The 25,036-nt window shown below is 70.1% G+C and carries 24 protein-coding genes and 5 pseudogenes; 15 read left to right on the top strand and 14 right to left on the bottom strand.

Annotated features, from left to right (window positions below):
• Positions 1 to 61 precede the first annotated feature (61 nt).
• Entirely contained in the window at positions 62 to 649 is a 588-nt protein-coding gene (locus tag AC0KTA_RS34940; protein WP_481052194.1) for a cysteine hydrolase family protein, read from the top strand.
• A 423-nt stretch (positions 650 to 1,072) separates the two neighbouring features.
• On the opposite strand, the pseudogene AC0KTA_RS34935 reads toward AC0KTA_RS34940, so the two are convergent.
• Positions 1,073 to 1,201: pseudogene (locus tag AC0KTA_RS34935) on the bottom strand (GNAT family N-acetyltransferase); the annotation flags it as partial.
• On the opposite strand from AC0KTA_RS34935, the pseudogene AC0KTA_RS34930 reads away from it, so the two are divergent.
• A pseudogene (locus AC0KTA_RS34930) lies at positions 1,200 to 1,808 on the top strand (GNAT family N-acetyltransferase); the annotation flags it as partial. The pseudogenes AC0KTA_RS34935 and AC0KTA_RS34930 overlap by 2 nt on opposite strands.
• A gap of 308 nt (positions 1,809 to 2,116) precedes the next feature.
• Positions 2,117 to 2,368, top strand: a pseudogene (locus AC0KTA_RS34925) (alpha/beta hydrolase); the annotation flags it as partial.
• 84 nt (positions 2,369 to 2,452) lie between these two features.
• Here the strand turns inward: AC0KTA_RS34925 and AC0KTA_RS34920 are convergent.
• Positions 2,453 to 2,620 carry a hypothetical protein gene (locus AC0KTA_RS34920; RefSeq protein ID WP_481052193.1) on the bottom strand — a complete coding sequence of 56 codons (168 nt, stop codon included), beginning with the start codon at positions 2,618 to 2,620 and terminating at the stop codon, positions 2,453 to 2,455.
• 737 nt (positions 2,621 to 3,357) lie between these two features.
• Between AC0KTA_RS34920 and AC0KTA_RS34915 the strand changes: the two genes are divergently transcribed.
• The 4 genes from AC0KTA_RS34915 to AC0KTA_RS34900 all read left to right on the top strand — a co-directional run bounded on the left by AC0KTA_RS34915 (position 3,358) and on the right by AC0KTA_RS34900 (position 7,096).
• Positions 3,358 to 4,593: a sensor histidine kinase gene (locus AC0KTA_RS34915; protein WP_481052192.1), complete on the top strand. Its 1,236-nt coding sequence runs from the start codon at positions 3,358 to 3,360 to the stop codon at positions 4,591 to 4,593.
• Entirely contained in the window at positions 4,590 to 5,258 is a 669-nt protein-coding gene (locus AC0KTA_RS34910; RefSeq protein WP_481052191.1) for a response regulator, read from the top strand. Before AC0KTA_RS34915 ends, AC0KTA_RS34910 begins: the two co-directional genes overlap by 4 nt.
• A gap of 141 nt (positions 5,259 to 5,399) precedes the next feature.
• Positions 5,400 to 6,332: an ABC transporter ATP-binding protein gene (locus AC0KTA_RS34905; protein ID WP_481052190.1), complete on the top strand. Its 933-nt coding sequence runs from the start codon at positions 5,400 to 5,402 to the stop codon at positions 6,330 to 6,332.
• Positions 6,329 to 7,096, top strand: a complete 768-nt coding sequence (locus AC0KTA_RS34900) for an ABC transporter permease subunit (RefSeq protein ID WP_481052189.1) — start codon at positions 6,329 to 6,331, stop codon at positions 7,094 to 7,096. Before AC0KTA_RS34905 ends, AC0KTA_RS34900 begins: the two co-directional genes overlap by 4 nt.
• 220 nt (positions 7,097 to 7,316) lie before the next feature.
• Here AC0KTA_RS34900 and AC0KTA_RS34895 read toward each other — a convergent pair whose 3' ends face one another.
• The 4 genes and pseudogenes from AC0KTA_RS34895 to AC0KTA_RS34880 form a co-directional block, all read right to left on the bottom strand.
• Positions 7,317 to 8,465, bottom strand: a complete 1,149-nt coding sequence (locus AC0KTA_RS34895; protein ID WP_481052188.1) for an alkaline phosphatase PhoX — start codon at positions 8,463 to 8,465, stop codon at positions 7,317 to 7,319.
• A gap of 347 nt (positions 8,466 to 8,812) precedes the next feature.
• Positions 8,813 to 9,079, bottom strand: a pseudogene (locus tag AC0KTA_RS34890) (histidine kinase); the annotation flags it as partial.
• A 71-nt stretch (positions 9,080 to 9,150) separates the two neighbouring features.
• On the bottom strand, positions 9,151 to 9,498 hold the full coding sequence (locus AC0KTA_RS34885) for a hypothetical protein (protein ID WP_481052187.1): 348 nt from the start codon (positions 9,496 to 9,498) through the stop codon (positions 9,151 to 9,153).
• Between the two features lie 403 nt (positions 9,499 to 9,901).
• The gene (locus tag AC0KTA_RS34880) at positions 9,902 to 13,303 is read right to left on the bottom strand and encodes an nSTAND1 domain-containing NTPase (protein ID WP_481052186.1); all 3,402 of its coding nucleotides are present in this window, start codon (positions 13,301 to 13,303) and stop codon (positions 9,902 to 9,904) included.
• A 266-nt stretch (positions 13,304 to 13,569) separates the two neighbouring features.
• Between AC0KTA_RS34880 and AC0KTA_RS34875 the strand changes: the two genes are divergently transcribed.
• Together AC0KTA_RS34875 and AC0KTA_RS34870 are read left to right on the top strand one after the other, a co-directional pair.
• Positions 13,570 to 14,076 (top strand): DinB family protein, encoded by a 507-nt coding sequence (locus AC0KTA_RS34875; RefSeq protein WP_481052185.1) that lies wholly within the window; start codon positions 13,570 to 13,572, stop codon positions 14,074 to 14,076.
• Positions 14,077 to 14,258: 182 nt separating this feature from the next.
• Positions 14,259 to 14,975 carry a VOC family protein gene (locus tag AC0KTA_RS34870; protein WP_481052184.1) on the top strand — a complete coding sequence of 239 codons (717 nt, stop codon included), beginning with the start codon at positions 14,259 to 14,261 and terminating at the stop codon, positions 14,973 to 14,975.
• A 136-nt stretch (positions 14,976 to 15,111) separates the two neighbouring features.
• On the opposite strand, the gene AC0KTA_RS34865 is transcribed toward AC0KTA_RS34870, so the two are convergent.
• The 3 genes and pseudogenes from AC0KTA_RS34865 to AC0KTA_RS34855 form a co-directional block, all read right to left on the bottom strand.
• Complete coding sequence (locus AC0KTA_RS34865) at positions 15,112 to 15,231, bottom strand: TipAS antibiotic-recognition domain-containing protein (RefSeq protein WP_481052183.1); 120 nt, start codon at positions 15,229 to 15,231, stop codon at positions 15,112 to 15,114.
• A 56-nt stretch (positions 15,232 to 15,287) separates the two neighbouring features.
• A pseudogene (locus AC0KTA_RS34860) lies at positions 15,288 to 15,597 on the bottom strand (MerR family transcriptional regulator); the annotation flags it as partial.
• Positions 15,598 to 15,827: 230 nt separating this feature from the next.
• Complete coding sequence (locus AC0KTA_RS34855; RefSeq protein WP_481056670.1) at positions 15,828 to 16,865, bottom strand: helix-turn-helix transcriptional regulator; 1,038 nt, start codon at positions 16,863 to 16,865, stop codon at positions 15,828 to 15,830.
• Positions 16,866 to 17,094: 229 nt separating this feature from the next.
• On the opposite strand from AC0KTA_RS34855, the gene AC0KTA_RS34850 reads away from it, so the two are divergent.
• Entirely contained in the window at positions 17,095 to 17,889 is a 795-nt protein-coding gene (locus AC0KTA_RS34850; protein ID WP_481052182.1) for an SDR family NAD(P)-dependent oxidoreductase, read from the top strand.
• Positions 17,890 to 17,949: 60 nt separating this feature from the next.
• Here the strand turns inward: AC0KTA_RS34850 and AC0KTA_RS34845 are convergent, their stop codons facing one another.
• Both AC0KTA_RS34845 and AC0KTA_RS34840 read right to left on the bottom strand, forming a co-directional pair.
• The gene (locus AC0KTA_RS34845; RefSeq protein ID WP_481052181.1) at positions 17,950 to 18,573 is read right to left on the bottom strand and encodes a GyrI-like domain-containing protein; all 624 of its coding nucleotides are present in this window, start codon (positions 18,571 to 18,573) and stop codon (positions 17,950 to 17,952) included.
• Between the two features lie 35 nt (positions 18,574 to 18,608).
• Positions 18,609 to 19,031, bottom strand: coding sequence for an arsenate reductase ArsC (locus AC0KTA_RS34840; RefSeq protein WP_481052180.1), 423 nt, complete (start codon positions 19,029 to 19,031; stop codon positions 18,609 to 18,611).
• A 102-nt stretch (positions 19,032 to 19,133) separates the two neighbouring features.
• On the opposite strand from AC0KTA_RS34840, the gene AC0KTA_RS34835 reads away from it, so the two are divergent.
• The 3 genes from AC0KTA_RS34835 (at position 19,134) to AC0KTA_RS34825 (ending at position 22,030) form a co-directional block, all read left to right on the top strand.
• Positions 19,134 to 19,442: an ArsR/SmtB family transcription factor gene (locus tag AC0KTA_RS34835; RefSeq protein WP_481052179.1), complete on the top strand. Its 309-nt coding sequence runs from the start codon at positions 19,134 to 19,136 to the stop codon at positions 19,440 to 19,442.
• Positions 19,439 to 20,530, top strand: coding sequence for an ACR3 family arsenite efflux transporter (arsB, locus tag AC0KTA_RS34830; protein ID WP_481052178.1), 1,092 nt, complete (start codon positions 19,439 to 19,441; stop codon positions 20,528 to 20,530). The genes AC0KTA_RS34835 and arsB overlap by 4 nt, the downstream gene beginning before the upstream one ends.
• A 144-nt stretch (positions 20,531 to 20,674) precedes the next feature.
• Positions 20,675 to 22,030, top strand: a complete 1,356-nt coding sequence (locus AC0KTA_RS34825; protein WP_481052177.1) for an FAD-dependent oxidoreductase — start codon at positions 20,675 to 20,677, stop codon at positions 22,028 to 22,030.
• 54 nt (positions 22,031 to 22,084) lie between these two features.
• Here AC0KTA_RS34825 and AC0KTA_RS34820 read toward each other — a convergent pair whose 3' ends face one another.
• Both AC0KTA_RS34820 and AC0KTA_RS34815 read right to left on the bottom strand, forming a co-directional pair.
• Positions 22,085 to 22,804, bottom strand: a complete 720-nt coding sequence (locus tag AC0KTA_RS34820; RefSeq protein ID WP_481052176.1) for a Crp/Fnr family transcriptional regulator — start codon at positions 22,802 to 22,804, stop codon at positions 22,085 to 22,087.
• A gap of 187 nt (positions 22,805 to 22,991) precedes the next feature.
• A complete protein-coding gene (locus tag AC0KTA_RS34815; RefSeq protein ID WP_481052175.1) occupies positions 22,992 to 23,480 on the bottom strand; it encodes a hypothetical protein in 489 nt (162 codons plus the stop codon).
• Positions 23,481 to 23,815: 335 nt separating this feature from the next.
• On the opposite strand from AC0KTA_RS34815, the gene AC0KTA_RS34810 reads away from it, so the two are divergent.
• Together AC0KTA_RS34810 and AC0KTA_RS34805 are read left to right on the top strand one after the other, a co-directional pair.
• Entirely contained in the window at positions 23,816 to 24,019 is a 204-nt protein-coding gene (locus AC0KTA_RS34810; RefSeq protein WP_481052174.1) for a cold-shock protein, read from the top strand.
• Between the two features lie 142 nt (positions 24,020 to 24,161).
• Positions 24,162 to 24,470: an Rv3488 family transcriptional regulator gene (locus AC0KTA_RS34805; protein WP_481052173.1), complete on the top strand. Its 309-nt coding sequence runs from the start codon at positions 24,162 to 24,164 to the stop codon at positions 24,468 to 24,470.
• A gap of 37 nt (positions 24,471 to 24,507) precedes the next feature.
• Here AC0KTA_RS34805 and AC0KTA_RS34800 read toward each other — a convergent pair whose 3' ends face one another.
• On the bottom strand, positions 24,508 to 25,014 hold the full coding sequence (locus AC0KTA_RS34800; RefSeq protein ID WP_481052172.1) for a DoxX family protein: 507 nt from the start codon (positions 25,012 to 25,014) through the stop codon (positions 24,508 to 24,510).
• Positions 25,015 to 25,036 lie beyond the last annotated feature (22 nt).

Raw genomic sequence — 25,036 nt, 5'->3', positions numbered from 1 at the left:
CATCGAACGATGTCTTCCTGCCTTCTGGGGCAACTGCCTCACAGGGGGAAACATCGTCGGCATGGAGATCACAGACAACACGGCGCTGGTAGTGGTGGACGTACAGAAGGGCTTCGAGGACGCGGAATTCTGGGGCCCACGCAACAACCCGGCCGCCGACGACAACATCGCCTCGCTCATCGCCGTCTGGCAGGCCACCGGCCGGCCGGTCGTCTTCGTACGACATGACTCGTCCCAGCCGGACTCGCCACTGCGCCCGGGGTACGAGGGCAACGAGTTCAAGGAGTACGTCGAGCGGCGGCGCGGGCTTGGCGGCGGCCCGGAGCTGCTCGTCACCAAGTCGGTGAACTCGGCGTTCTACGGCACGCCGGACCTGCACGCCTGGTTCAAGGCGGCGGGCATCACCCAGTTCGTGCTGACCGGCATCCAGACCAACATGTGCGTGGAGACCACCGCCCGCATGGGAGGCAACCTCGGCTACGAGGCCCTCGTCCCCCTGGACGCCACCCACACCTTCGACCTGACCGGCCCGTCCGACTGGCACCTCACGGCCGACGAACTGGCCCGGGCGACGGCCGTGTCGCTGCATGGGGGCGGCTTCGCGGAGGTGGTGACGACGAAGGACGTGCTGGCGGGCGCCCAGCTTTGAGGACTGCCTGCCCGGCCGGCCATGAACGGAGCCAGAGCCGGAGCAAGCCGCGGCCACAGTCACCGTGCCGAGTATGGGCGCGTGCCCGCGCGGGACTTCCGCTTCGCGACGAAGCCGTGCCGTTCATAGAAGCGGCATGCCGAGGCGTTGATCTGGAACGTCCACAGTGCCAGTCCGGCCGGACGATTCTGTTTCGCCAGGTGCACGAACCCGCCTCCGCCGCCTTCCCGGGTGTCATAGCCACCGCTCCCGCCGCGTCGGCCGAACCAAACCCGCCCGGCTGCTCCAGGGAATACCTCTGCGTCTACGAGGGACAGGACCAGACCGGTCGGCTTCTGGTGAAGACTGCGGGCAACTGGTCCGGTAGCGTCGCGGCCGCGTACGTCTTCAACAACGCCGTCAGTGATCCGGGGGCCGACCAGTGGCCAGATCCGCGAAAAGCAGGACCTCCGCCGCGCCCGCGGCCAGCGCGGCCCGGCTCACCTCTACTGTCGCGGCGCCCGCGTAACCGCGGCCGCGCAGGTGGGCCGGGGTGTAGACGGGGCCCACCCTCGCTCGCGCCGGAGACTTCCTGTGCTCGCGTCCTGCCCTGCACACCGTCCCGCTGACGGTGACCGAGACACTGCGTACGCAGGGGGCGGACGCGTACGGCGCCGACGCCCCTATCTTCGGCCTGCTGGAGCGGGCGGGCGAGGTCCGCGCGGCCTTCTTCCGTACCCCGCCCCGCCCCCTGACGCCCACTCCGCTCACCCCCGCAGAGGCCGACAGCCTCGCCGCCCACCTAGCCGGCCTCGGCCACGCCCTCCCCGGCATCAACGCGGACCGCGACACCGCCACCTCCTTCGCCGAGGCCTGGCAGCGGCAAACCGGCGCAATACCGACGCTGCACGAGCGGCAGCGTCTGTACCGCCTGGGCACGCTCACGCCACCGGAGCCGTTCCCTGAGGGCCGCGGGCGAGCCGCGGGCGAGGAGGACCGCGAGCAACTCATGTGCTGGCACCGCGAGTTCGTCACCGACATCGGAGGAACCCCCTCTGCGGACAACGGCTCATGGGCGGACACGCGCATCGCCGACGAACGCGTCACGCTCTGGGAAACCCCGGATGGCACCCCCGTCTCCATGGCGGGCAGGACCCCCATGGTTGCGGGCCAGATCCGAGGAAATCGTCGAGGTCTTCGGTGAGGTGCCAGTCAGCCGGACTCATGTCTCATGGTCCCGCGAGCTGTCAGCGTGCGCCCGCGGTTTTCTGCTGGGACAGGCGCGAACACATCTGCCGTCAAAGGGGCTTCGCCGCCGACACCCTGGCTTTGTTCACGAGAACCGACGGCACCACTACAAGAGCTTGGGAGGCGTCGGCGGTGCGTCGTGTTCGAGGTTCGTGAGACACGACAGCGCCCCAGTGCGCCGCGCCGTCGCCGAGCCTCCACTCGGGAAGCCGCGATGAGAGCCCGGGCAGCTCTGCGTAGCTCATCCTGCTCAGCCCTCCTCCCCTCGGGCTGCGCAAGGCGTACCCCCGACTGGTGGCCCGAGCCCGGCACGCCGCGGCGGACGGCTTCGCCACGGCCACCATCGAGCTTCCCGGAAGCGGCGACCGGCCCCGCCTGCCCGCAGTCGAGCAGGCCCTTGCCGACCTGCGCCGGGCGATGGCAGCCGACGAGCCGGTCAGCGACGAGGTCATCGACGCCCTCATCCTCCCGTTCGCCGGCAGTTTCGTCCCCCGGGCCATGTGACTTGGAGGACCTCGCGCCCCCCCCGCCCGGCGGGTGCCGAACGGGGCGTGGTGGGCCCTTTTAGGTCGACGCTCAGCGTTCGCCGTGGCGGCGGCTCTGGGCCTTCTGCTGCATGCCTCGGGTTTTCGCCGAGATCGACTGCACCTCGGGGTGCGTGGCCTTGGCTCTTGCCTGGGCCTCAGCGAGCTTGGAACGCTGGGGATCCTTGGGGGCGTCGCGGCCGTGGGCTTTCTTGGGCATGGTCCACCACTCCTCCTTGCTGCGGACTGGTCCGTACCCCACTCTCCCTCTGCCACCAGGGATCGGCATCTTGGATAGAGCCGTGCCCCCGGCGGTGATCGAACTGGTTTCCATAGGCTCTGATGGAAGCGTGCCCGGGGGCCAGCGGTGTCGGTGAGATCATCCTGCCCCGCACGGCTCTGAACGATCTACGGCCCGGCCTGTCACCGACCCATCGGACACACCCGAGCTCGCCCAGCTCGCCGTCCGCTACGAAGCGACCGTCCTCGTGGTGGCCAGCAACGAATGGCTGTGATCTCTGCGTGTCCGCCTGCAGCTCGTCAAGCAGTTGTGAAACGCAGCTCAGGACGTTCCCAGGTGACGTTCGGTGGCGACGGTGCGACCGTTCCCACCCGTTGGCGCCCAAGGGCCGGTAGAACTCCTCGGCCGGGGGGTGCGCGACCACCTGCACGCCGGCCAGGCCGGCCCTTCTTGCCTGGCCGGCCACTGGTGGTTCCACCACCAGAGCATAGAAACCCAGCAGTCGCCCGACCCCTGTCAGAGAACGTGCCGCGCTGCTGTCAGAAATTGATGGCGACGACGGCCGTCGAACGGCTACAAGGTGCCTCTGTGCGCTGATCGATTACTCGGTGGTCGATATCAACTTGCAGGTGACGGACGGCGCGAGTGGTTGGCTGCGAGTCCGCTACTCCAGCAGGCGTATGCGGGCCCTGGGCCCGGCCCCTACCGTGAGAGGCGTGACGACCTTCGCCCCGCTCATCGCCAGGGTCCGGGCGCTGCCTCCGACCGCGACGGATCTGCTGGTGGTGGCGGTGGTCGGGCTGTTCACGACGTCGGACGCGGCGGTGAACGATCCCGGGTACCGGCAGGCCGACTGGTTCACCTGGCTGCTCCTGGCGGTGTCCCTGGCCGCGCTGGGCCGGCGGCGCCGGTGGCCCGTGCCCGTCGCCGTCGTGACCGGGGCGGCATGTGCGGGCTGGGCGTTGTACGGGCACATCGGGGAGCTGCTGAACCTGCCCTTCATCGTCGCGCTGTACACGGTGGCGTCCCTCGGCGACCGGCGGCGCACGCTGTGGACAGGGTTCGTCGCGGCCGTCGCCTCCGGCGTGGTGGCGCTCATCGTGGGCCGGGACGTGGTCAACCCGCAGGGGCTGCCCCTGCTGGAGATGCTGTGGCCGCTGGTGCCGCTGCTCCTCGGCGAAGTGGTACGTACGCGGCGGGAGTTGCTGGACGCGTACGCCGCCCGCGCGGCCCGTGCCGAGGCGGACCGGGAGCGAGAGGCGGAGCGCCGGGTGCACGAGGAGCGGGTACGGATCGCGCGCGAGCTGCACGACATCGTGGCGCACACGGTGGCCGCGATGACCGTGCAGGCCGGGGTGGCGCTGGACGCGTTCGAGGCCCGGCCCGAGCTGGCGCGCGGCGCGATGCGGCAGGTGCGGGACTCGGGCAAGCAGGCCGTGCGGGAGCTGCGGGCCACGGTGACCGTGCTGCGGGAGCCGGACGGCGAGTCCGCGACGCCCGCGCCCGGGCTCGACCGGCTGCCCGAGCTGGTCGGGAGGTTCGAGGGGAGCGGGGTGCGGGTGACCCTGCGCCGGCAGGACGGGGTCGTCGGGCGGATCGCGCCGATGGCCGGTCTTGCCGCGTACCGCATCGTGCAGGAGGCGCTGACCAATGTCGTGAAGCACTCCTCGGCCCGGCACGCGGCGGTCGCCGTGGACTGCCGCGACGGCCGCCTCGCGGTGGAGGTCGTCGACGACGGCTCGCCGTCCACGGTCGCGCCGGGCGGCTTCGGGCTGATCGGGATGCGCGAGCGCGCGGCTGCGGTCGGCGGCACGGTCGAGTACGGGCCCGTGGCGGGCGGCGGGTTCCGGGTCCGGGCGGTGCTTCCGCTCCGGGACACGGACGACTGCCCGGTTCCGGTCGGCGACACCGCCCCGCCACGGGAGCGGCACGGGGAAGAAGGGCGACCATGACCGTGCGCGTGGTGCTCGCCGACGACCAGACCGTCGTCCGCGCGGGCTTCCGCGCCCTGCTCGACCTCACCGACGACCTGGTGGTGGTCGCCGAGGCGGCGGACGGGGAACGGGCCGTCGAGGCGGTGCGCACCACCCGACCCGACGTCGTCCTCATGGACATCCGCATGCCCGGCGTCGACGGCATCGAGGCGACCCGCCGCATCGCCGCCGACCGGACCCTCGACGGCGTCCGCGTGGTCATGCTCACCACGTACCAGGTCGACGCCTACGTCTTCGAGGCGCTGCGGCACGGCGCCGCGGGCTTCCTCCTCAAGGACATCGAGCCCGACGACCTGCGCGCGGCGATCCGCACCGTCGCCGCCGGGCAGAGCCTGCTCGCGTCCGCGGTCACCCGCTCCGTGGTCGAGGAGTTCGCCCGCCTCAAGACGCCCGAGGCGGCGGGCGCCGAGCGGCTCGCGGCCCTCACCGACCGCGAACGCGAGGTGATGGCCCTGGTCGCGGCCGGGCTCAGCAACGGGGAGATCGGCAAAGAGCTGATCATGAGCCCGCTGACCGCCAAGACGCACGTCAGCCGGGCGATGACGAAGCTGGGCGCGCGGGACCGGGCCCAGCTGGTGGTGCTCGCGTACGAGACGGGTCTGGTCAGGGCCGGAGAACGCTGACCCTGCTTCCCTTCCCGGTCCGAGCCGGGTTCTGCCCTGCGTCCTGCGCCGCCCTGTGGGCGTACGGCTGCTCCCGCGGGAGTAGTGCCCGCCTCCCGGCGGCGGATGTCACCCGGCCCCGGTCTCCCTAGCGTCGAGGACATGATCGAGGCAACCGAACTCACCAAGCGGTACGGCGACAAGACCGCCGTGGACCACCTCACCTTCACCGTGCGGCCGGGCCGCGTGACCGGCTTCCTCGGCCCCAACGGGGCGGGCAAGTCCACCACCATGCGGCTGATCCTCGGCCTGGACACGCCCAGTTCGGGCCGGGTCACCGTCGGCGGCCGGCGCTACGCCGACCTGGCAGCGCCCCTGCGTGCGGTCGGCTCACTCCTGGACGCCAAGGGCGTGCACGGGGGCCGCTCCGCGTACCAGCACCTGGCCGGGCTCGCGGCGAGCAACAACATCCCGCGCCGCCGCGTCGACGAGGTCCTGAACCTGGTCGGCCTGCCGCCGGCCACCGCCCGCCGCCGCGCCAAGGGCTTCTCGCTCGGCATGGGCCAGCGCCTGGGCATCGCGGGCGCCCTGATCGGCGACCCGGAGGTACTGATCCTCGACGAGCCGGTCAACGGCCTGGACACCGAGGGCATCCGCTGGATCCGCGACCTGATGAAGTCCCTCGCCGCCGACGGCCGCACCGTCTTCCTCTCCAGCCATCTGATGAGCGAGATGGAACTGACCGCCGACCATCTGATCGTCATCGGCCGCGGCAGGCTCATCGCGGACACGACGGTCCGCGACTTCATCGCCGCCAACTCCCGTGCCCACACGCTCGTTCGCGCTCCGGAACCCGAGCGCCTGCGCGCCCTGTTGGAGGCCAAGGGCGCCGTGGTCGCCCTCGCCGCGACCGGCGCCCTGCGCGTCGAGGGCCCGGACGCGGCGGTCATCGGCGACCTGGCCCTCGTCCACGGCCTCGCGATCCACGAACTCACCCCTGCCCGCTCCTCGTTGGAGGAGGTCTACACGGCCCTGTCCCGGGACGCGGCCGAGTACCGGGCCGCCGCACAGCACCCCAGGGAGGCCCAGCGATGACCACGCTCGCCCACGCCCGTGCGGGCTACCCGCAGGCACTCGCGTACGAATGGATCAAGTTCCGCAGCGTGCGCTCCACGGTCTGGACGGCGCTCGCGACCGCCCTCGCGCCGGTCGCGGGCGCGGTGTTCGTGGCCGCGACCGGCAGCCTGCAGGCGGACGACACCGTCCTCGGCGGCAGCCTCACGCTCTCCGTCGTCGCGCAGATGCTGGCGGCCGTGGTCGGCGCGCTGCTCGTCACCGGCGAGTACGCCAACGGCACCCTGCGCACGACCTTCGCGGCCACCCCGCGCCGTGCGACCGTCCTCGGCGCGAAGGCGACGCTGATCGCGGGCCTGATGTACGCGGTGGCGCTGATCTCCTGCACGGCCGCCTTCCTGCTCGGCGACGGGCTGCTGCCCGCGGGCAAGTACGCCCAGGGCGAGCCGTTCCCAGCCCTGTTCGGCATCGCGGGCTGCTTCGCCGTGGCGGGTCTGCTCGGCCTCGCGGTCGGCACCCTCGTACGCCACTCGGCGGGTGCCGTCACGACCGTCATCGGGCTGCTCCTGCTGCCCTCCCTCTTCGGCCCGCTCTTCGGCGACGCCCGGCGCTGGGTCGCCGGTGTCTCACCGACTGCGGCGCTGGAAAAGCTGACGCAGACCTCGGACGCCACCGCGAACGCGGTCGGCAGCCTCGGCCCGTGGTCTTCGCTGTGGCTGGTCGCCGGGTACACGGCCGTGCTGCTCCTCGCGGCGGCGGCCGTGCTGCGACGTAGGGACGCTTGACCTCACCGGCACTCCTCCAGCGCCCGGTGCCGCCCCGGCCGCCGCCGCAGGTGCCATGTCCCAGCAGACGTCGACCGCGCGGCGACGAACCGGCGTTGGCGTGCCCCGCCAGTGTTGAAGGCGCGCTCACCGTGCTGGGTGTGGGTGGGGCGGCGCGGGCTGCGGTGGAGTATGGACAGCCCGCGCCGCCCCGGTCACTGATCGATGCGGATGGTGTTGGTCACAGGGAGGTGCGGAACGGGCCGGTGATCTCGTAGGTGATGCCGCCGCTGCTGGAGCCGGAGGTGCCGCGCTGGGAGGAGAAGTACAGCCGGTTTCCTGCGGGGTTGAACGCCGGTCCGCAGATCTCGGAGGACGACTGCCCGGTCACCCGCAGGAAGGGGGCGACTATGTCGTCGGGAGTGATGATGCAGATCTCCATGTTGCCGCCGTCCTCGGCCACGTACAGGTCGCCGATGGCGGCGGCGGTGACGTTGTCCACCCCGGTCAGCGGGGCGCCGGAGACGTTGTCGTCGTACACCACCGCGATCGTGTTCGTGGCCGCGTTGTAGGCCCAGACCCGGTTGTCGCCCTTGGTGGTGAAGTAGCAGATGTCGGACCGGTAGTAGCAGCCTTCCCCGCCGTTGAACACCTTCGCCCCCGACACCTGGTAGCGGGTCGCGGTGGGGCTGCCGTCCGGGTCCGGCACGTTCGCCCAGGACAGCACGCCGGAGACCTCTTTGAGCACCTGCAGGGTGCCCGACGACAGGTCGCCCCAGGTGGTGGGCACGAACCGGTAGAGGCGCCCGTCCGACTTGTCCTCGGTCAGATAGATGACCTTGCGGACCGGGTCGGCTGCAGCGGCCTCGTGGTTGAACCGGCCCATCGCCGCCCGCCGGACCGCGGGGTTCAGGCCCCACGGGTCGGTCTCGTAGACGTAGCCGGTGTCGACCTCCTCGCAGGACAGCCAGGTGTTCCACGGGGTCGAGCCGCCGGCGCAGTTGCGATTGGTGCCGGACAAGATGGTGTAGGCGCCGGTGACAGCGGCGCTGCTGTTGAACTTCACCGCGCTGACGCCGCCCCCGCCGCTGCTGACCTCGGCGTTGGAGACGTAGATCCAGCCGGTTCCGTCGGCGAAGCACTCGCCGCCGTCCGGGGCCTTGTGCCAGGTGTGGTTGGTGCCGGCGACCTTTTGCGTCGAGCGGGCGATCACCCGGCTGGTGAAGCCTGCCGGCAGCATGATGCCGTTGGCATCGGCCGACTGCAGGGGCCCGTACGGGCTGGAGCCGGGCAGGGCGGGATAGGCGGCGGCCTGCCGCCACAGCGAACCGGAGAAGGCTGCCGTGCCGACGCCGACGGCGGCGGCACGAAGAAGAGAACGACGATCCACATCTACTCCTTCATCCAAGGAAGAGCGAGCGATCCGTGCTACGTCCCACCAACTGGTCACCAGGAAGAGACAGTAGGACCGCGGCAGCTGGCCGATAAGGCCCCCTGAAGCGAACTGTTTCCGGCCAACCGGTGAGTAGATTCCACGCAGAAACGCTCAGGCACGGCACGCGTGAACGAGAGCGGAATCCCTCACGCCATGGGATGGACACCCGATCGGGCCCTCCGGCCCTTTCCCTGTACAGGCTGTCAACTGGCCGGGAAGACAGGCCACTTGAGAGTTTGAGTCCGGCGCGGCCGTAGGTCTGGGTGGTGGCCTGCGGTCGGCCACCAGGCTGCCCGAGCTGCGGCGACGACCTGAAGTGCCCCTGTCCGTACCGCGATCAGGCTCACCTGGTGCGAGACCACGTCGTGCATCTCGCGGGCCAGCTGGGCGCGCTCGCGGGCGAGGACGGTCTGTTCGTGCCGGGCCTGCTCGTGCTCGCGGCGGTCCTCGATCTCGACGAGCCGGCGTCCCACATCGCGCCGGGCCTGGAGGAGTTGCCCGAGCAGGACGGGCGCGGCGGCCGTGGCCAGGAGGTACACGAACTGGATCAGGGTCCAAGTGCGGTCGTCCCCCTTGCTTTGATCCCTCTCAGGAGGAGTTGTCACATTCGGTCGTGCCGCAGTTCGTTGGGTGTCCTGTGTCAGTCGACGCCACCGCAGTGCTGCTTGACGTCGTTGTAGTTGCGCCACTGCGCGGTGTCGCGGCTGCCGTCCACTTCCTCGCCGTTGTTCAGCAGACGGATCCGGAAGCGGAAACAGTCTCCCTCAGCGAGGTTGAACCTCTGTCCTTGCGACGCTTTTCTCGTTTCGCACTTTCCGTCGCCCGAGGCCTGGAGTTCGTACTCGACCTGATCCGGGTCTTTGGTGACGTTCCAGATCTTCAAGTCGGCCCGAGCGCCGTCCTCTTGCTTGTCGCATAACTGGACTTTGTCGCCTTGAGGCCAGAAGTCGACCCTGCCGCCGACATCACCTGTGTCGTTCGTGTGCATCGTGAACTGCGGCTCCGCCGCCTGGGCTGGGCCTACCCCCGCTACGACGGCCCCCAAGCACGCCGCACCCAGGGCACCCGTACGTAGCCATAGCTTTCGCATGTGCACTCCTTTCCCCTTGTTGGCTTGCCGCCCGCGCTCTGCCGGTTGCGGAGCGCGGGCACTGTCCCGCCCCATCGTCAGAAGCGGCGGTTTCGGCCTTGCCTTGGTGATTTCAGCGGCCGGTCGGATTTCTCGCAGCCCTCGTTCGTGCTGGTAGACAAAAAACACAGGCGGCCGGCCGGGACAGGGGGTTGGCTTACGGGAGCTGTTTCACCGCTGTGGCCCGCTCTCGCGCCGAGGGCGGGGCGACGGTGGCCCACGCCCGAGTCGGTAGGCCAGCGCATCTCCTGTGGGCATGCACTCATGAGGGGCATACGGGACGGGATGGCAGATCGGGAATGTACCGCGAGCGTTCCTGCGGGGTGAGTTCGCGATCTACGGTGCCGCAGATCTTACGGATGGACTCGGTGGGGGTGGGCAGTGCGCTGTCCCACACCCGCACCACCCCTTCGTGGTCACCGACGGCCAGGGTGCGCCCGCCCGGGCCGAAGGCGAGCGCGGGCAAACCTTCGTCGGTGAGCTGAAAAGTGCGGTGGGGTCTGCCGGTGGCGGTGTCCCACAGCCGCACCACCCCACCCTCACCGACGGTAGCCAGGGTGTGCCCTCCTGGACTCAATGCCGCCTCGGACACGGCGTCGTCGGGGTCGGTGAACGTGTGACGCGTCGGGTCTCCGTCCGGGTCCCACAGCCGCGCCACCTTGTCCTCCTTCCCCATCACCAGGGTGCGACCGTCGGGGCTGAACGCCACGTCGAGCACGTACCCGGTGGGGTCGGTGTAGGTGCGGCGGGGTTTGCCGGTGACGGTGTCCCAGAGCTGCACCACCCCGCCCTGCTCACCGGTGGCGAGGGTGCGCCCGTCCGGACTGAAGGCCATCTCGGACGCGGTTGCGATGAGGTTGGTGAAGGTGCGGCGGGGTTTGCCGGTCGCGGCGTCCCGCAGCCGTACCACCCCGCCCTGCTCACCGGTGGCCAGGGTCCGCCCGTCCGGACTGAACGCCACCTCGGACACGAATCCGGCGGGCTCGGTGAAGGTGCGGCGGGGCTTACCGGTCGCGGTGTCCCACAGCCGTACCACCCCACCCTCGCCGATGGTGGCCAAGGTGCGTCCGTCGGGGCTGAACGCCATCCCGGACACGAGCCCGGTGGGGTCGGTGAAGGCGCGGCGGGGCTTACTGGTCGCGACGACCCACAGCCGCATCACCCCGTCCTGATCCTCGACTTCGTGATCATCTACGGTGATCAAGACGCGTCCGTCCAAGCTGAACGCCACCGCCGAGTCAGAGCCCGCGAGGCCTGTGAGGGTGCGACGGACCTTGCCCAGGGCCACGTCCCACAGTCGCACCGTCCCCTTCGCGTCGACGGCGGCCAGGATGTGCCCGTCCGTGCTCAACGCCACCGCCGGGACACGTCCGGCGGGGTCGCTGAAGGTGCTGCGGGCTGTGCCGGTGGTGGTGTCCCACAGTCGCACCACCCCGTCCTTGCCGCTGGTGGCCAGGGTGCGCCCGTCCGGACCGAACGCTACCGCGGGCGCGAATCCGTCGCGGTCGGTGAGCGTGCGGCGGACCTTGCCCAGGGCCACGTCCCAAAGGCGCACCGTCCCCTTCGCGTCGACGGCGGCCAAGGTGTGCCCGTTCGGACTGAAAGCCACCGCATCCACCTCGGCGGCGGAGCCGGTGAGGATGCGGCGGGTCTTGCCTCGAGTCACGTCCCGCAGCCGAACCGTCCCGTCCTTGCCGCCGGTGGCCAGGGTGCGCCCGTCCGGACTGAAGGCCACCGCCGAAGAGTCGCCAAGAGTGAGGCGGAGGCTGGGTTTGCCGGTTGTGGAGTCCCATACCCGTACCACCCCGTCGTCGCTGACGGTGGCCATGGTGTTGCTGTCCGGACGGAGCGCCACGGCGCGCACAGGGAAGGCGTAGTCGGGGAGTTGGTACTGGCGAGGGAGGTCCGCGGCGGTGTAGAGGCTGGTGGTGGCTTCAGCGGTGGGGGCGGTGCGGTAGGCGTGGATGGCCAGCAGCGAGGACAGGTCGGGATCGGTGTCCACGAGTTCGGCGGACTGGGCCGCGAGCTGTCGGGAGATCGCGGTCTGCTGTGCGCTCACCGCACGAGCGCGCTGCTCGTCGCTGCTGCTGTTCTGCTGCCAGGCGAGCAGACTCGCCGTCAGAGCAAGTACGAGCAGGAGTGAGAGTGCCGCGGCCAGGCGGCGCAGCCTGCGGGTGACCCGTGCGGCCGCACGCTGTTCCTGGTCTCGGGCTGTGGTACTGGCGGTGAGGAAGTCGCGTTCCAGGCTGGTGAGATGGGGGCGAGGAGGAGGAAAGCGCTCTTCGGCCGTGGCCAGGCGGGTGCCCCGGTACAACGCCCCGGGTTCGTGGTCGAGTTCGGCCCATGCGGTGGCCGCTTCGGTCAGCCGTCGGTGAGCGCGCAGCCCTTCACGGTCTTCCTCGATCCAGCCATGCAGCCGCGGCCACGCGGTGATCAGCGCCTCGTGGGCAAGGTGGATGGTGTCGCCATCCAGGGTGAGGAGCCGGGCACGGGCCAAACGCTCCAGGACAGGAGTGGCATCATCGTCGGCAGCGGTGCCAAGGCACAGTTCGGATCGGTCGACGGGACGCCGGGTGTCCTGGGATCCCTCGCCCGGGGCGATCAGGCGCAGCAGCAGGAAGCGGGCCGCATCCGCTTGGTCGTGCGAGAACTCGGCGAACACCTCTTCCGCTGTCTGGGCGATCGCGCCGTGGATGCCGCCTGCCGCCTCGTATGCCTCCCCTGTCAGTGTGCGGCCGCGGCGCCGACGCCAGGTCTCCAGCAGCACGTGCGACAGCAGCGGCAGAGCGCCGGGTTCGCCCGCGACTTCCTCCACCAGCCGGGCCGTCAGGGCGCGCTCGACGATCAGGCCCGCTGCCGCAGCGGGCCCGACGATCACCTCACGCAACTCGGCCGGCGTCATGCGCCCGACCGGCAGCGCCGCCTCACGGATGACGGCGTCCAGGCCCGGCTGCTCCAGGCACCGGGCATAGAAGTCGGCCCGCACTCCCAGGACTACCCGCAGTCGGCTGCCAGGCCCTCTCGCGCCGAGGACCAGGTCGACGAAGGCCTGACGCTGGCCCAGGTCGTGGCACAGGGTGAACAGTTCCTCGAACTGATCGACCACCAGCCACGTCTCCCCGTGCCGCTCGGACGGGGTGAAGAGCGTGCCGTGCTCCTGCACCGGACGGGGGCCGGGCGTGCAGATCCGGATCGCCGCCGGACACGGCCCCGGGTCGGCGGTGGTCTGTAATCGGGCCACGAGTCCGGCACGCAGCAGGGAAGACTTGCCGCTGCCTGACGGGCCCAGAACCACGGTGACGCGGTGCTTACGGGTCAGCTCGACGAGGTCATCGGTCAAGCGGGTGCGCCCGAAGAAGAGGTCACGGTCGCCGGGTTCGAAACGCGCCAGACCGCGGTAGGGCGCATCAGCCGCATCAACAGGCTCCACCAGCAACTGAGTCACCGCGCTCTGAGCGTCATGCCAACGGCTCTCCCACTCGTCCACGTCTGCTCCGCAGGCGGTGACGTAGGCGAGCGTCAGCGGCAGCGAGGGTAGTTGTTCCCCTGCCGCAGCGCGCGCCAGCGCGGCCACCGAGTACTCGACCCGCTGCGCCATGGCCCTATACGTCGGTGAACCAGATGTGCGGCGCAGCGTGCGCAGTTCGTCTGCGAACCGCGCCACCGGATGTGCCGTCGGATCCAGTGGCTTCTCACGACGCCCCATACGGCCCCCTCTCGCGGTCGACGGCACAAGCCCACCACGTCCCGTCAGCACCATGCGAGGGCCCGCACGCCATCATCCCCCCGCACTGACGCGACTTCCCTTGGATCAATGGCTCGACGGAGCGGGCCGGCCGTTCAGTTGCCCGACGACGGCCCGTCCGGCGGATCATGCCGGGCGGATAAATGCCTCGACATCGGTCGCGGTGATCGGGGACGCTTCGCGCGATGACAAGAATCGATGACACGCCGTCCGCGTGGGACGAGCGCACCCAGCTCACCACGTTTCTCGACTACGCACGTGACACCGCCCGCGCCAAGTGCGAGGGCGTCTCTGCGGAGAACGCCCGCAAGGCGCTCCTGCCGGGCTCGCCGCTGATGACCATGAGCGGGGTGATCAACCACCTCCGCTGGGTCGAGTACTACTGGTTCCAGGTGGTCTTCCTCGGCGAGGAAGACCAGGGCCCCTGGACCGAGGAGGACCCCGACCGCGAGATGCGGATCGCCGTCGAGTTCCCGCTCACGCAGTTGCTCGACGAATACGCCGAACACAGCGCCCGCTACCGCGAACTGGTCGCCGGGAACAGCCTGGACAAGCAGGCCCAGCGAGCCATCCGCGACGGCCTCCACGTCGACCTGCGCTGGATCCTCCTCCACCTCACCGAGGAGACAGCCCGCCACAACGGCCACCTGGACATCCTGCGCGAGATGCTCGACGGCACGACCGGCGACTAGATCCGGCGAGATCACAGGCGGAGCGAGAGCCAGAGCCGGACCGAGGGACGGTGACGGCTCGAATCGGTGCGGAGGACCCGGTTTGCCGTCGGCTCGGCCCTTCTGCGCAGCGCAGCCGAAAGATCTGTTGCGGAGTCGTCCGAGCACTCGATACCCGGCATCGAGACGACAAGGAGCACAGGATGAGGACCCGTCTGGGTTCATTGAACGAGTTCTGCTGGATGGACCTCAAAACCCGTGACTTGGCCGGCACCGCCACCTTCTTCTCGAAGACGCTGGGCTGGCGCTTCGCGGTGGACGAGAAGGACTGGCGAAAGGCCACCAAGATAGCCAGCGACGGCCACCTGATCGGCAGCGTGAGCGACCTGGCGAACCCGGTCTACCCGCCGGGAACACCCGCCCACATCGCTTACTATTTGGCAGTCGACAATGTCGATCGCCGCGTCGAAGTGGCGACAGTGAACGGCGCTCGTCTTGTCGTACCTCCCTTCGACGCGGGCGATCAGGGGCGCACGGCGACATTGATCGATCCGGTAGGTGCCGCCTTCTCCCTGTGGCAGCCGCGCAGCTTCACCGGATGGCAGTTCCCGTCCCACTTGGCGGGTGCCCCGCACCGCATGGTCCTGACGTGCGACCAGCCTGAGAAGGCCCGGCACTTCTACGACAGGATGATGGGGACCCCTCTGAACTCCGCCGATTTCATCGCTACACGTGAACCCAGTGCATCCGTTCCGCAGTGGGAACTTGCGGTCGACGTCGAGGATCTGGACAGCGTTGTCGTACGCGCACACGAACACGGCCAAGACTCGGCCACCTGGTCCCAGAAAACCGGTCCTCGTGTTGTGCGGTTGCGCAGCCCAGAGGGACTGACATTCCTGGTTCGCTGCCTTGAGCAGTGACTCGGCCGTCGCTCAGGCCGTGGTCGCAGCCTGGACGGTCGCCTCGTAGCGGACCGCGAGCTTGTCGTACCTTGTTGGCGTCGAGTGACGTGAGAGACCTCACCGCACCCGCCGAACGGCCCTTAGGCGCGTGCGGTCAGCTCAGCCGGGCATCGGCGTACACGGTCCTCGCATCGCGCTGGTAGACGGCGAGACCGTCGGCGATCTTGTCGAAGTTCGCCCGCATCTGCGGGTCGTCGACATAGGTCTGGCCCACTCCCTTGTACGCGGCCGCGGTCGGGGTCCAGAACCGGCAGATGCCCTGGTAGTTGGCGTCCGGCCGACCGTGCGGGCCAGCGTCTCCAGCCGGTCCCGTTCCGCGAGCAGCCGTTGGTGGTGCTCACGGAGCACGGCCACCTGGTCGAGCCGGCTGTCCAGGACCGCCTGGATCTCGCGCAGCCCCAGGCCCAAGCTCCCGCATCAGCAGGATCTGCTGCAACCGCAGCAGATCGGCCTCCTCGTAGTAGCGGTGCCCGTTGCTCCCGATCCACGCGGGCGGCAGCAGGCCGATCTCGTCGTAATGCCGCAGCGTCCGCGATGTCACCTTGGACATCCGCGCCACCTCCGCGATCGACCAGGCCATTTTCGGTGCCTCCCTCGCCGGGCCGGTCTCTCCGGCCACACACATGACCGTAGAAGTTGCCGCAACGGAAAGCGCAAGCCCGAAACTCTGTTGGACAGGCACCAGGGCCCGACCCGTCGGACAGGCTGACTGCGGCGTAAGTGCGGCGATGCTGCCGGGGCGGCCCGGGACCGCCCCCACATTGCCCGCCTCACCAGAGAGTTGATCAAAACGGCGGTGCGGGCGCGAGCTCAGTTCGTCACGGCCGCGATGAGTTCGGCGCGGCAAGTGGCGCCGGTCTTGCGGAAGATCGCCTTGAGGTGGTCGTTGACGGTGTGCACCGACAGGTCGAGGCCGCGGGCGATCTGCTTGGGGGCGCGGGCCTCGCGGAGGTGGGTGATGATCTGGCGCTCGCGCGGGGTGACGCCGTACCAGTCGCAGAACGACGGCAGCAGTTGCTCCGTGGTCGCCGCCTGGACGGTGACCGCCACATTCCCGCTGCCGTCGCCCAGCGGCTGGCCGTACATGGCTGTCCAACGGCCGTGGCTGGCGGCCGGGGACACGACCAGCGGGAGAGGGACGCTCGGATCGTGGGCGTGCGCCTGCACCCGCATCGCCATCCCGGTCACGAACGCATCGCCGGCCCAGGCCGGGAGGCAGGTGCGGGCCTCGACCCGCTGCCGCCAGAGGTAGGCCGGGGGTGTGGCCGCCTTGAACGCGCCGTCGGAGCCCATGATGAGCACGCCGGGCGGCGGCGCCGCGAACTCCGGTGTCCGCGGACCGGCGGCGACATACCGGCACAGTACGGCGATCAGCGCGGGAGCCAGCCGTGCCGCGCGCTCCATGTCGGCCGCGTCGAAGCACTTGCCGCCCTGGGCCCGCAGCAGGCCCAGCATCCCCCACACACCGCGGGCGTCCCGCAATACCAGCCGCAGCTCACCGCTGACGCCGTGCCGGGACAGCAGCTCCCGGGCCGACCGACCACGCTGCCCGCCGCCGGCGCCCAGGATGGCCGCGGGCACCGACCGCCGCGCGAGGTTCTGCGGCCGGTACGGGTCGGTGCCGAAGGCGTTCAGCATGTCCCGTGTGAATGCCGGTTCGTAGCCGTGCCAGAAGCTGAACGACGCGGGGAAGCAGGCCGTCGCCGGGCTGGTCGCCACCAGCCGCGACGCGTCGTGCGCCACCACGGGCGCGACCGCTCGCGAAAGCGCCACCGCCAACTCGTCCCCGCCCGCGCCCTGTTCGGCCGCCGCCCCGAAGTCGCGCAGCGGCCGCTCCGCACGCCCCATCCCCGTCACCCGGCCAGTCTGTCCCGCTCCCACTCGGCCGACAACGGAAATATCGCAACACCCCCTGACACCCCCAAAGCGCTCCCCAAAGCTTCGGTCGGTCCCCTCCGAGGCGGCCCGGATCCATGAGGAACCGTCACTCCCCCACAAGACCCGCTCTTGAGGCAAGATGATCCACTGGAACTGAAAGGAACCGCTCGACACCACAACGGCAGAGAAGGTGCACAACGTGCTGATCGACCTCGCCGGAAAGTCAGCCCTGGTCACAGGCTCGACCCAGGGAATCGGAGCCGCGATCGCCGCGGGCCTGGCCCGCGCCGGAGCGCGCGTCGCGGTGAACGGCCGTACGAAGGAATCCGTCGACGCCGCCGTCCAGCGGCTGCGCGGCGCGAACCCCGGCGCGGAGATGCTGGCGGCCCCCGGTGACATCACCACCGACGACGGCCTGGAGCAGGTGCTCGCCGCGCTTCCGCAGACGGACATCCTGATCAACAACCTGGGAATCTTCGGGGCCCGGCCCGCCGAGGACATCTCCGACGCCGAATGGCGCCGGTACTTCGAGGTGAACGTGCTCGCCGCGGTGCGGACGACACGCGCGTATCTGCCGGGGATGAAGGAGCGCGGCTGGGGCCGGATCCAGAACATCGCCAGCGACTCGGCCGTGGTCACCCCCACCGAGATGATCCACTACGGCATGTCCAAGACCGCGCTGCTCGCGGTCTCCCGCGGCTTCGCCAAGGACGCCGCGGGCACCGGCGTGACCGTCAACTCCGTCATCGCCGGGCCGACTCACACCGGCGGCGTCGAGGACTTCGTGTACGAGTTGGTCGACCGCAGCCTCGAATGGGACGAGGCACAGCGGGAGTTCATGCGTCTGCACCGGCCGCAGTCGCTGATCCAGCGGCTGATCGAGCCCGAGGAGATCGCGAACATGGTGGTCTATCTGAGTTCATCCCTCGCCTCCGCGACCACGGGCGGTGCGGTCCGGGTGGACGGCGGGTACGTCGACTCGATCCTGCCCTGAGCCGGACCCTGCCGGCGGGCTGCGTTCGGGGCCGTAGCTACCGGCCGAGGCCTTCCACAGCTACCGGCCGAGGTGTTCGACCGGCTGGCGCAAGACGGTCTTCAGCTTCTCGGCGGCGGTCTTACGGGGGTCGCTCAGATAGATCTCGTGGTGCAAGCCGGACGGCCGCAGGCCCTTGGCCTCGAGGTAGGTGTGGTGGAGTTCGTGCAGCACGGGGGCCTCGTCGTCGTAGGAGCCGATGTGCAGCACCTGGGCGCTGGGGCCTTCGTGCAGGGTGAGGTGCCGGAGCTGGGAGATCGTGGGGAGCTTCTTCTTGGCCGGCGCGGTCTGCTTGGCGTCCTCGATCATCTCCTTGGTGATCCAGGAGGGCATGCTGATGAGCATGGTCCAGTTCCAGGTGTCCTTGGCGCCGCTGGTGAAGGCCTCAGGCCGGTCCGCCCACCACAGCCCTTCCAACGGAGCGACGACGAAGTCGCCGCCCGGCGTGCGCTTGGCGGCGAACTTCAGGGTGTACGCGACCGCGTACAGAGCCTCGACCGCGTTGGCATAGGCGGGCGCCGTGTTGGGGTTCCCCGCACCGTCGACGGCGATGAACTGCTGCTCGGGAACGTCCACGACGGCCCACGTCGTGTTCTTGGGCGCGTAGAACTCTTTGAGCTCCCGCTTGACGTCGTACGGTGCCATGGGTGTCCGTCTCCCTGCTTCGTCCGGGGTCGCGCTCACACCCTAGGTCCCGGCCGCTCCGGGGCGATCTCCTCGATCAGGCCCTCGACGAGCTTCTTGATCTCGTCGCGGATCGGGCGGACCGCAGCGACGCCCTGGCCGGCCGGGTCGTCGAGCTGCCAGTCCAGGTAGCGCTTGCCGGGGAAGACCGGGCAGGTGTCGCCGCAGCCCATGGTGATGCAGACGTCCGACTCCTTCACCGCGTCCACGGTGAGGATCTTCGGGATCTCGGCGGAGATGTCGACGCCGACCTCGCGCATGGCCTCGACGGCGGCGGGGTTGACCTGGTCGGCGGGGGCGGATCCGGCGGAGCGGACCTCGACGCGGTCCCCGGCCAGGTGGCTCAGCCACGCGGCGGCCATCTGGGAGCGGCCCGCGTTGTGGACGCAGACGAACAGCACGGAGGGCTTGTCGGACATCAGGCGTCTCTCTTGTCTCGCACTTGTCTCGCAACAGGGACGGGCACAGAGCACATCAGCACCCGATGGTGTCAGCCACCACTGATGTGAGAGTATCAGCCCATGATGACGTCAGTCGACACTGAACTGATCCGCGTTCTGGCCGACCCGCTCAGGCTCCGGATCGTGACCCTGCTCGCCCGCGAGACGCTGTGCACCACCCACCTCGTGGAGGAGACGGGTGCGAAGCAGACCAACCTCTCCAACCACCTGAGAGTGCTCCGGGAAGCCGGGGTCGTCGAGACGGAGCCGTGCGGCCGCTTCACGTATTACAAGCTGCGGCCGGACGTCATCGCTTCACTCGCCGACCAGTTCGCCGACCTGGCCGAGACCGCGCGTACCGCCGCCGACAACAAGAGGGCCTGCCCGTGACCCGCACCGAAGCACCCGCGACCACCGCGACGACCGAGGAGCCCTCGGTCGTCGCGAAGCTGTCGACGCTCGACCGCTTCCTCGCCGCCTGGATCCTGCTCGCCATGGCCCTCGGCCTCGGCCTCGGCCGCCTGATCCCCGGCCTCGACGACGCGCTCGCCAAGGTGGAGGTCGGCGGCATCTCCCTGCCGATCGCGCTCGGCCTGCTGATCATGATGTATCCGGTCCTGGCGAAGGTCCGCTACGACAAGCTCGACGCCGTCACCGGCGACCGCAAGCTGATGGCCTCCTCACTGGTCGTCAACTGGGTGCTCGGACCGGCCGTGATGTTCGCCCTTGCGTGGATCTTCCTGGCGGACCTGCCCGAGTACCGCACCGGCCTGATCATCGTCGGCCTCGCCCGCTGCATCGCCATGGTGATCATCTGGAACGACCTCGCCTGCGGCGACCGCGAGGCCGCCGCCGTCCTGGTCGCCCTCAACTCCGTCTTCCAGGTACTCGCGTTCGGCCTGCTCGGCTGGTTCTACCTCGACCTGCTGCCCGGCTGGCTCGGCCTCGGCGACGGCGAGCACCTGGACATCTCCATGTGGAAGATCGCGCTGAACGTCGTCATCTTCCTCGGCGTCCCGCTCCTCGCGGGCTTCCTGACCCGGCGGATCGGCGAACAGAAGCTGGGCCGCGAGAAGTACGAGGCCAACTTCCTGCCGAAGATCGGCCCTTGGGCACTGTACGGGCTGCTGTTCACGATCGTCATCCTCTTCGCCCTGCAAGGGAAGACGATCACCTCCCAGCCGCTGGACGTCGCCCGCATCGCGCTGCCGCTCCTCGTGTACTTCGCCGTGATGTGGTTCGGTACGTTCGCCCTCGGCAAGGCCATCGGCCTCGCGTACGACCGCACCGCCACCCTCGCGTTCACCGCCGCGGGCAACAACTTCGAGCTGGCCATCGCGGTCGCCATCGCCACCTTCGGCGTCACCTCCGGCCAAGCCCTCTCCGGCGTCGTCGGCCCGCTCATCGAGGTCCCTGTGCTGGTGGCGCTGGTGTACGTGTCGCTGGCCTGGCGGAAGAAGTTCGCGGCCGGGCAGTGATCAGGGCGCCTCCTGGAGGACGTCAGCGCAGCACCCTGACGCCCTCACCTGTTTCGATAGATGTCTATGTTGACGCCCATCGAAACAGGTGCCATGCTGGCCGCACACAAGACATCGACAGCAGTCGAAGCAAAGGGGATTCCCGTGAGCGCGCCCACCAACGATCAGCTGCCCGTCGTGGTCATCGGTGCCGGACCGGTCGGTCTGGCAGCCGCCGCGCACCTCGTCGAGCGCGGTCTCGAACCCCTGGTGCTGGAGGCGGGCCCGGCGGCGGGCGCTGCTGTACGGGAGTGGTCGCACGTGCGCCTGTTCTCCCCCTGGAGCGAGGTCACCGACCCCGCCGCGGAGAAGATCCTGGCGCCGACGGGGTGGGTGCGCCCGGACGGCGCGACGTACCCGACCGGCGGCGACTGGGCGAAGCACTACCTCCAGCCGCTGGCCGACGCGCTCGGCGACAAGGTCCGCTGCGGCGCGACGGTGACCGGAGTGGCCCGCGCGGGCCGGGACCGGATCGTCGACGCCGGCCGCGACGAGCAGCCCTTCACCGTCCACATCCGCACGGCGCAGGGCGGCGAGGAGCGGATCAGCGCCCGCGCCGTCATCGATGCCTCCGGCACCTGGTCCGGGCCCGCCCCGCTGGGCGCGAACGGCCTGCCCGCCCTCGGCGAGCGGGCGGCCACCGACCGCATTTCCTACCGGGTCCCGGACCTCAAGGACCCGGCCGTACGCGCTCGTTACGCGGGCAGGCGCACCGCGGTCGTCGGCTCCGGCGCCTCCGCCTTCACCGCCCTCGCCCAGCTTGCCGACCTGGCGAAGGAGGCGCCGGGCACGCACGCGGTGTGGATCCTGCGGCGCGGCATCGGTGCCGACACCTTCGGCGGCGGCGAGGCGGACCAGCTCCCGGCGCGCGGCGCGCTCGGCCTGCGCGCCAAGGCGGCGGTGGCGGACGGGCACGCGTCCGCGGTCACCGGATTCCGCACCGAGTCCGTCGAGCGGGACGGCGGCCGGCTCGTGCTCGTCGCCGAGGACGGCCGCCGCTTGGACCCGGTCGACGAGGTCATCGTCCTGACCGGCTTCCGCCCCGACCTGACCTTCCTCTCCGAGCTCCGCCTCGGCCTGGACGAGCGCCTCCAGGCCCCGGCGGCGCTGGCCCCGCTGATCGACCCCAACGTCCACTCCTGCGGCACCGTTTACCCCCACGGCGTGGGCGAGCTCTCCCACCCGGAGAAGGACGTCCACCTGGTCGGCATGAAGTCCTACGGCCGCGCCCCCACCTTCCTGGCCATGACCGGCTACGAACAGGTCCGCTCGATCACCGCAGCCCTCGCCGGAGACCGGGAAGCCGCCGAGCGCGTCGAGCTCACCCTCCCCGAGACCGGCGTGTGCGGCGGCTCGGGCCTCTTCGACGAACCCGAGAACACCGAGCAGGCCGAAGGGTGTTGCGCCGCTCCCGCCGCCCTGCAGATCGGCGGCGCGGCCGGCACCTCTGGAGGCTGCTGACCGACGTGACCGGCGACACCGGCGACACCGACGTTCGCGGACGGAGGCCGGCCGCTATCCGGCCTCGTCCCGGAGGCGGCCCGGGTCGAGGATCGTGATGCGGCCGCGGGCCAGGCGGAGCAGGCCGCGGTCGGCGAACTCGCGCAGGGTCTTGGTGCAGGTCTCCCGGGATGTGCCGGCGAGCGCGGCGAGCTGTTCGTGGGTGAGGGCGATCTGGGGGTGCCGGGCCGTGGGCCGCAGCGGGCCTGCCGGGGGCTGGGCGGTGGTGAGGGTGTCCAGGGTGGTGGCGACGCGTTGGGCGACGGTCTTGAAAACGCTGTCGGACAGGCGCTGTTCGAGGTCGGCGAGGCGGCGGCCGAGGATCGCGGTGATCCGGGCGGAGATCCGCGGGTCGGCCAGGAGCAGCCGGTGCACGTCGGTGCGGCTCATGACGCAGACCGTGACGTCGTCGAGGGCCTCGGCGTAGTTGCCGTACATGCGCTGCCCGAGCAGGACCATCTCACCGAAGATGGTGCCGGGGGTGACGATGGCGGTGGTCAGGGCCCGGCCGTCGGCGGAGACGCGGAAGACGCGGACCCGGCCCTGTTTGAGGATGAACAGCACTTCGCAGGGCTGGGCCGGGGAGTACAGCATCTCTCCGGCCGCGTACGTCTTCATCGGTGCGGCGTCGGCGATGCGGGCCATCTCCTGCTCGTCGAGGTCGCAGAAGATGTCGACCTCGGCCAGACACCAGGTCCTGTCGGCCTCCGCGCCGGCGGGTGCGGCATCGGTCATGCGGGATATCTCCTCGCGTCGTCCCGGGGCCCAGGGCGGGGGCGCGCTGCCCCACACGGGCTGCGACAACGCCTGAGCGCTGTCGGCCAGACAGTAGGGCACGGCACCGTCGGCCGGGGTGCCGCCATGCTGGGCGGCACCCCGTGGTGGCAGACCGGGGGCGGGAGTTGACGCCGACGGCATGGGGTCATCCCCCGGCCAGGTTCGACCGCTGCTTGCCCGTCACCTGGGCGATGCACGAGAAGGCAAGGCCCGCGAGTGCCCCGAACACGAGGTGGGCGCCGAGGCTGGAGCGGGTCACGGCGTTCCACTCGAAGACGGGCATGCCCATGTTGGCGGGCATGATCCACAGGGCGCCGACCACCCACCACACGGCGCCGTACGCCAGGCCGAGGACGACGGCCGGGACCATCTTCTGCGCATATCGGCCGAGCAGCAGCCCGAAGCCGATGCCCGCGAAGACGGCGATGCCCAGGTGGATGAGCCAGCCCGCGAAGGCATTGGTGGAGCCGAGCAGCCCCGCGACCATTTCGATCATCGCGGTGTCCATCATCGGCCTGGACACCGACATCCAGACGCCCATCCCGATACCGCCGACGAGACCGGCCGCGGCGCCCCAGGCCTCGTACAGAGGAAGGGCTGCGGTGCGGGGCGATGCGTGTGCGGTGGTAGCCATGGTGATCGTCCTCCCAGTGCGGCGGTTCCTGCTCTCTGCCGCCGACGCTAGGGCGGGTGGTACGCACAGGTATGTGAGGACGCTTACGTACCCGGCCGTAGCCTTCGCCGACGCACGAGGACCTGTTCTGCCGTGACGGGAATGATTCCGGCGGCACCCTGGTTGTACGAGGCGGTCGCAGTTTTATTTGTGTGTTTGTGTCAATCGCATGCTCGCAGAGAACGATGTTGCGGGCGCGAAGCTTGCCTTCCAGGTCGCTGGAGCAGCCGCGTCGTGAACCGGCCGGGAACTCGCACGGTGCGAGTACCCCAACCCAGCCCCTGTAAGGAGCAGCAATGACTCAGGGAACCGTCAAGTGGTTCAACGCCGAGAAGGGCTTCGGCTTCATCGCCCAGGCCGACGGCGGTCCGGACGTCTTCGTGCACTACTCGGAGATCGACAGCTCGGGCTTCCGCAGCCTGGAGGAGAACCAGCACGTGGAGTTCGACATCGTGCAGGGCCCCAAGGGCCCGCAGGCGTCGGGCGTCCGCGCACTGTAAGCACGCCGGCAGGCTGAGCCTGCCGCGGCTGACATGACAGAAAAGGGTCGGCAGCTTCCCGGTGCCGGCCCTTTTCGCGTGCCGCGTAGGATCGGCTACCGATATCGGTTCCGTCACTGCCGGACGGGCAGGGAGGTGTCACGTGCGAGAGTTCCAGCGGGGTGCGGTGCGGCTGCACATCCTGCATCACGCGGCCGAGGGAGAGATCCATGGCGCGTGGATGACCGAGGAGCTGGCCGGACACGGCTACCAGATCAGCCCGGGCACGCTGTACCCGACGCTGCACCGGCTGGAGGCGGACGGGCTGCTGGTCTCCGAGCAGCGGGTGGTCGACGGCCGTACGCGCCGGGTCTACCGGGCCACCGAGGCCGGGAAGCAGGCGCTGGCCGAGGACCGCAAGGCGCTGGCGGAGCTGGCCCGCGAGGTCCTCGGCGGCGACGCGCTCGCGTGAGCAGCCGCGGGTGACTCGCGTGATCAGCCGCGGATGATCAGCCGCGGGCGGTCGTCGGCTCGGCCGGCGCGGAGGCCCGGGCGCGGGTCAGCCGGGCGTCGAGGGAGTGGGCGCCCGCGCCGGCGATGAGCAGGAAGAGGCTGCCGCACAGCTGCGCGAGGTCGGTGCGGGACTCGTGGGCGAAGTCCCACCAGCCGGATTCGCCCTCGAACAGCCGGGCTTCACCCCACAGGATCGGCAGCTTGGTGATCAGCAGTGCGCCGAGCATGTTGACCACCATCGGAACGGCGGCGAGCCGGGTGAGCAGCCCGGCCAGGATGAGCAGGCCGCAGCCGATCTCAAGGACCCCGTCCAGCGGGGCGAAGAAGCCGGGCGCCGGGATGCCGGCCTTGTCGAACCGGCCCGTGCCCAGCTGGTCGGGGTAGAGGAACTTCTGGATGCCTTCGGAGGCGAAGACGAAGCCGACGTAGAGGCGGATGAGGATCGCCGCGCCCGGCGCGCTCGTGCCGGTCAGCCTGGCTTCCCACGCCCGGATCCCTGCCATGGACGCCGCCTCACCTCGATGG

The organism is Streptomyces sp. Y309, from assembly GCF_056712025.1.
Note: the sequence above shows the minus strand (reverse complement) of the source record. Positions and strands in the feature narration are given on the sequence as shown.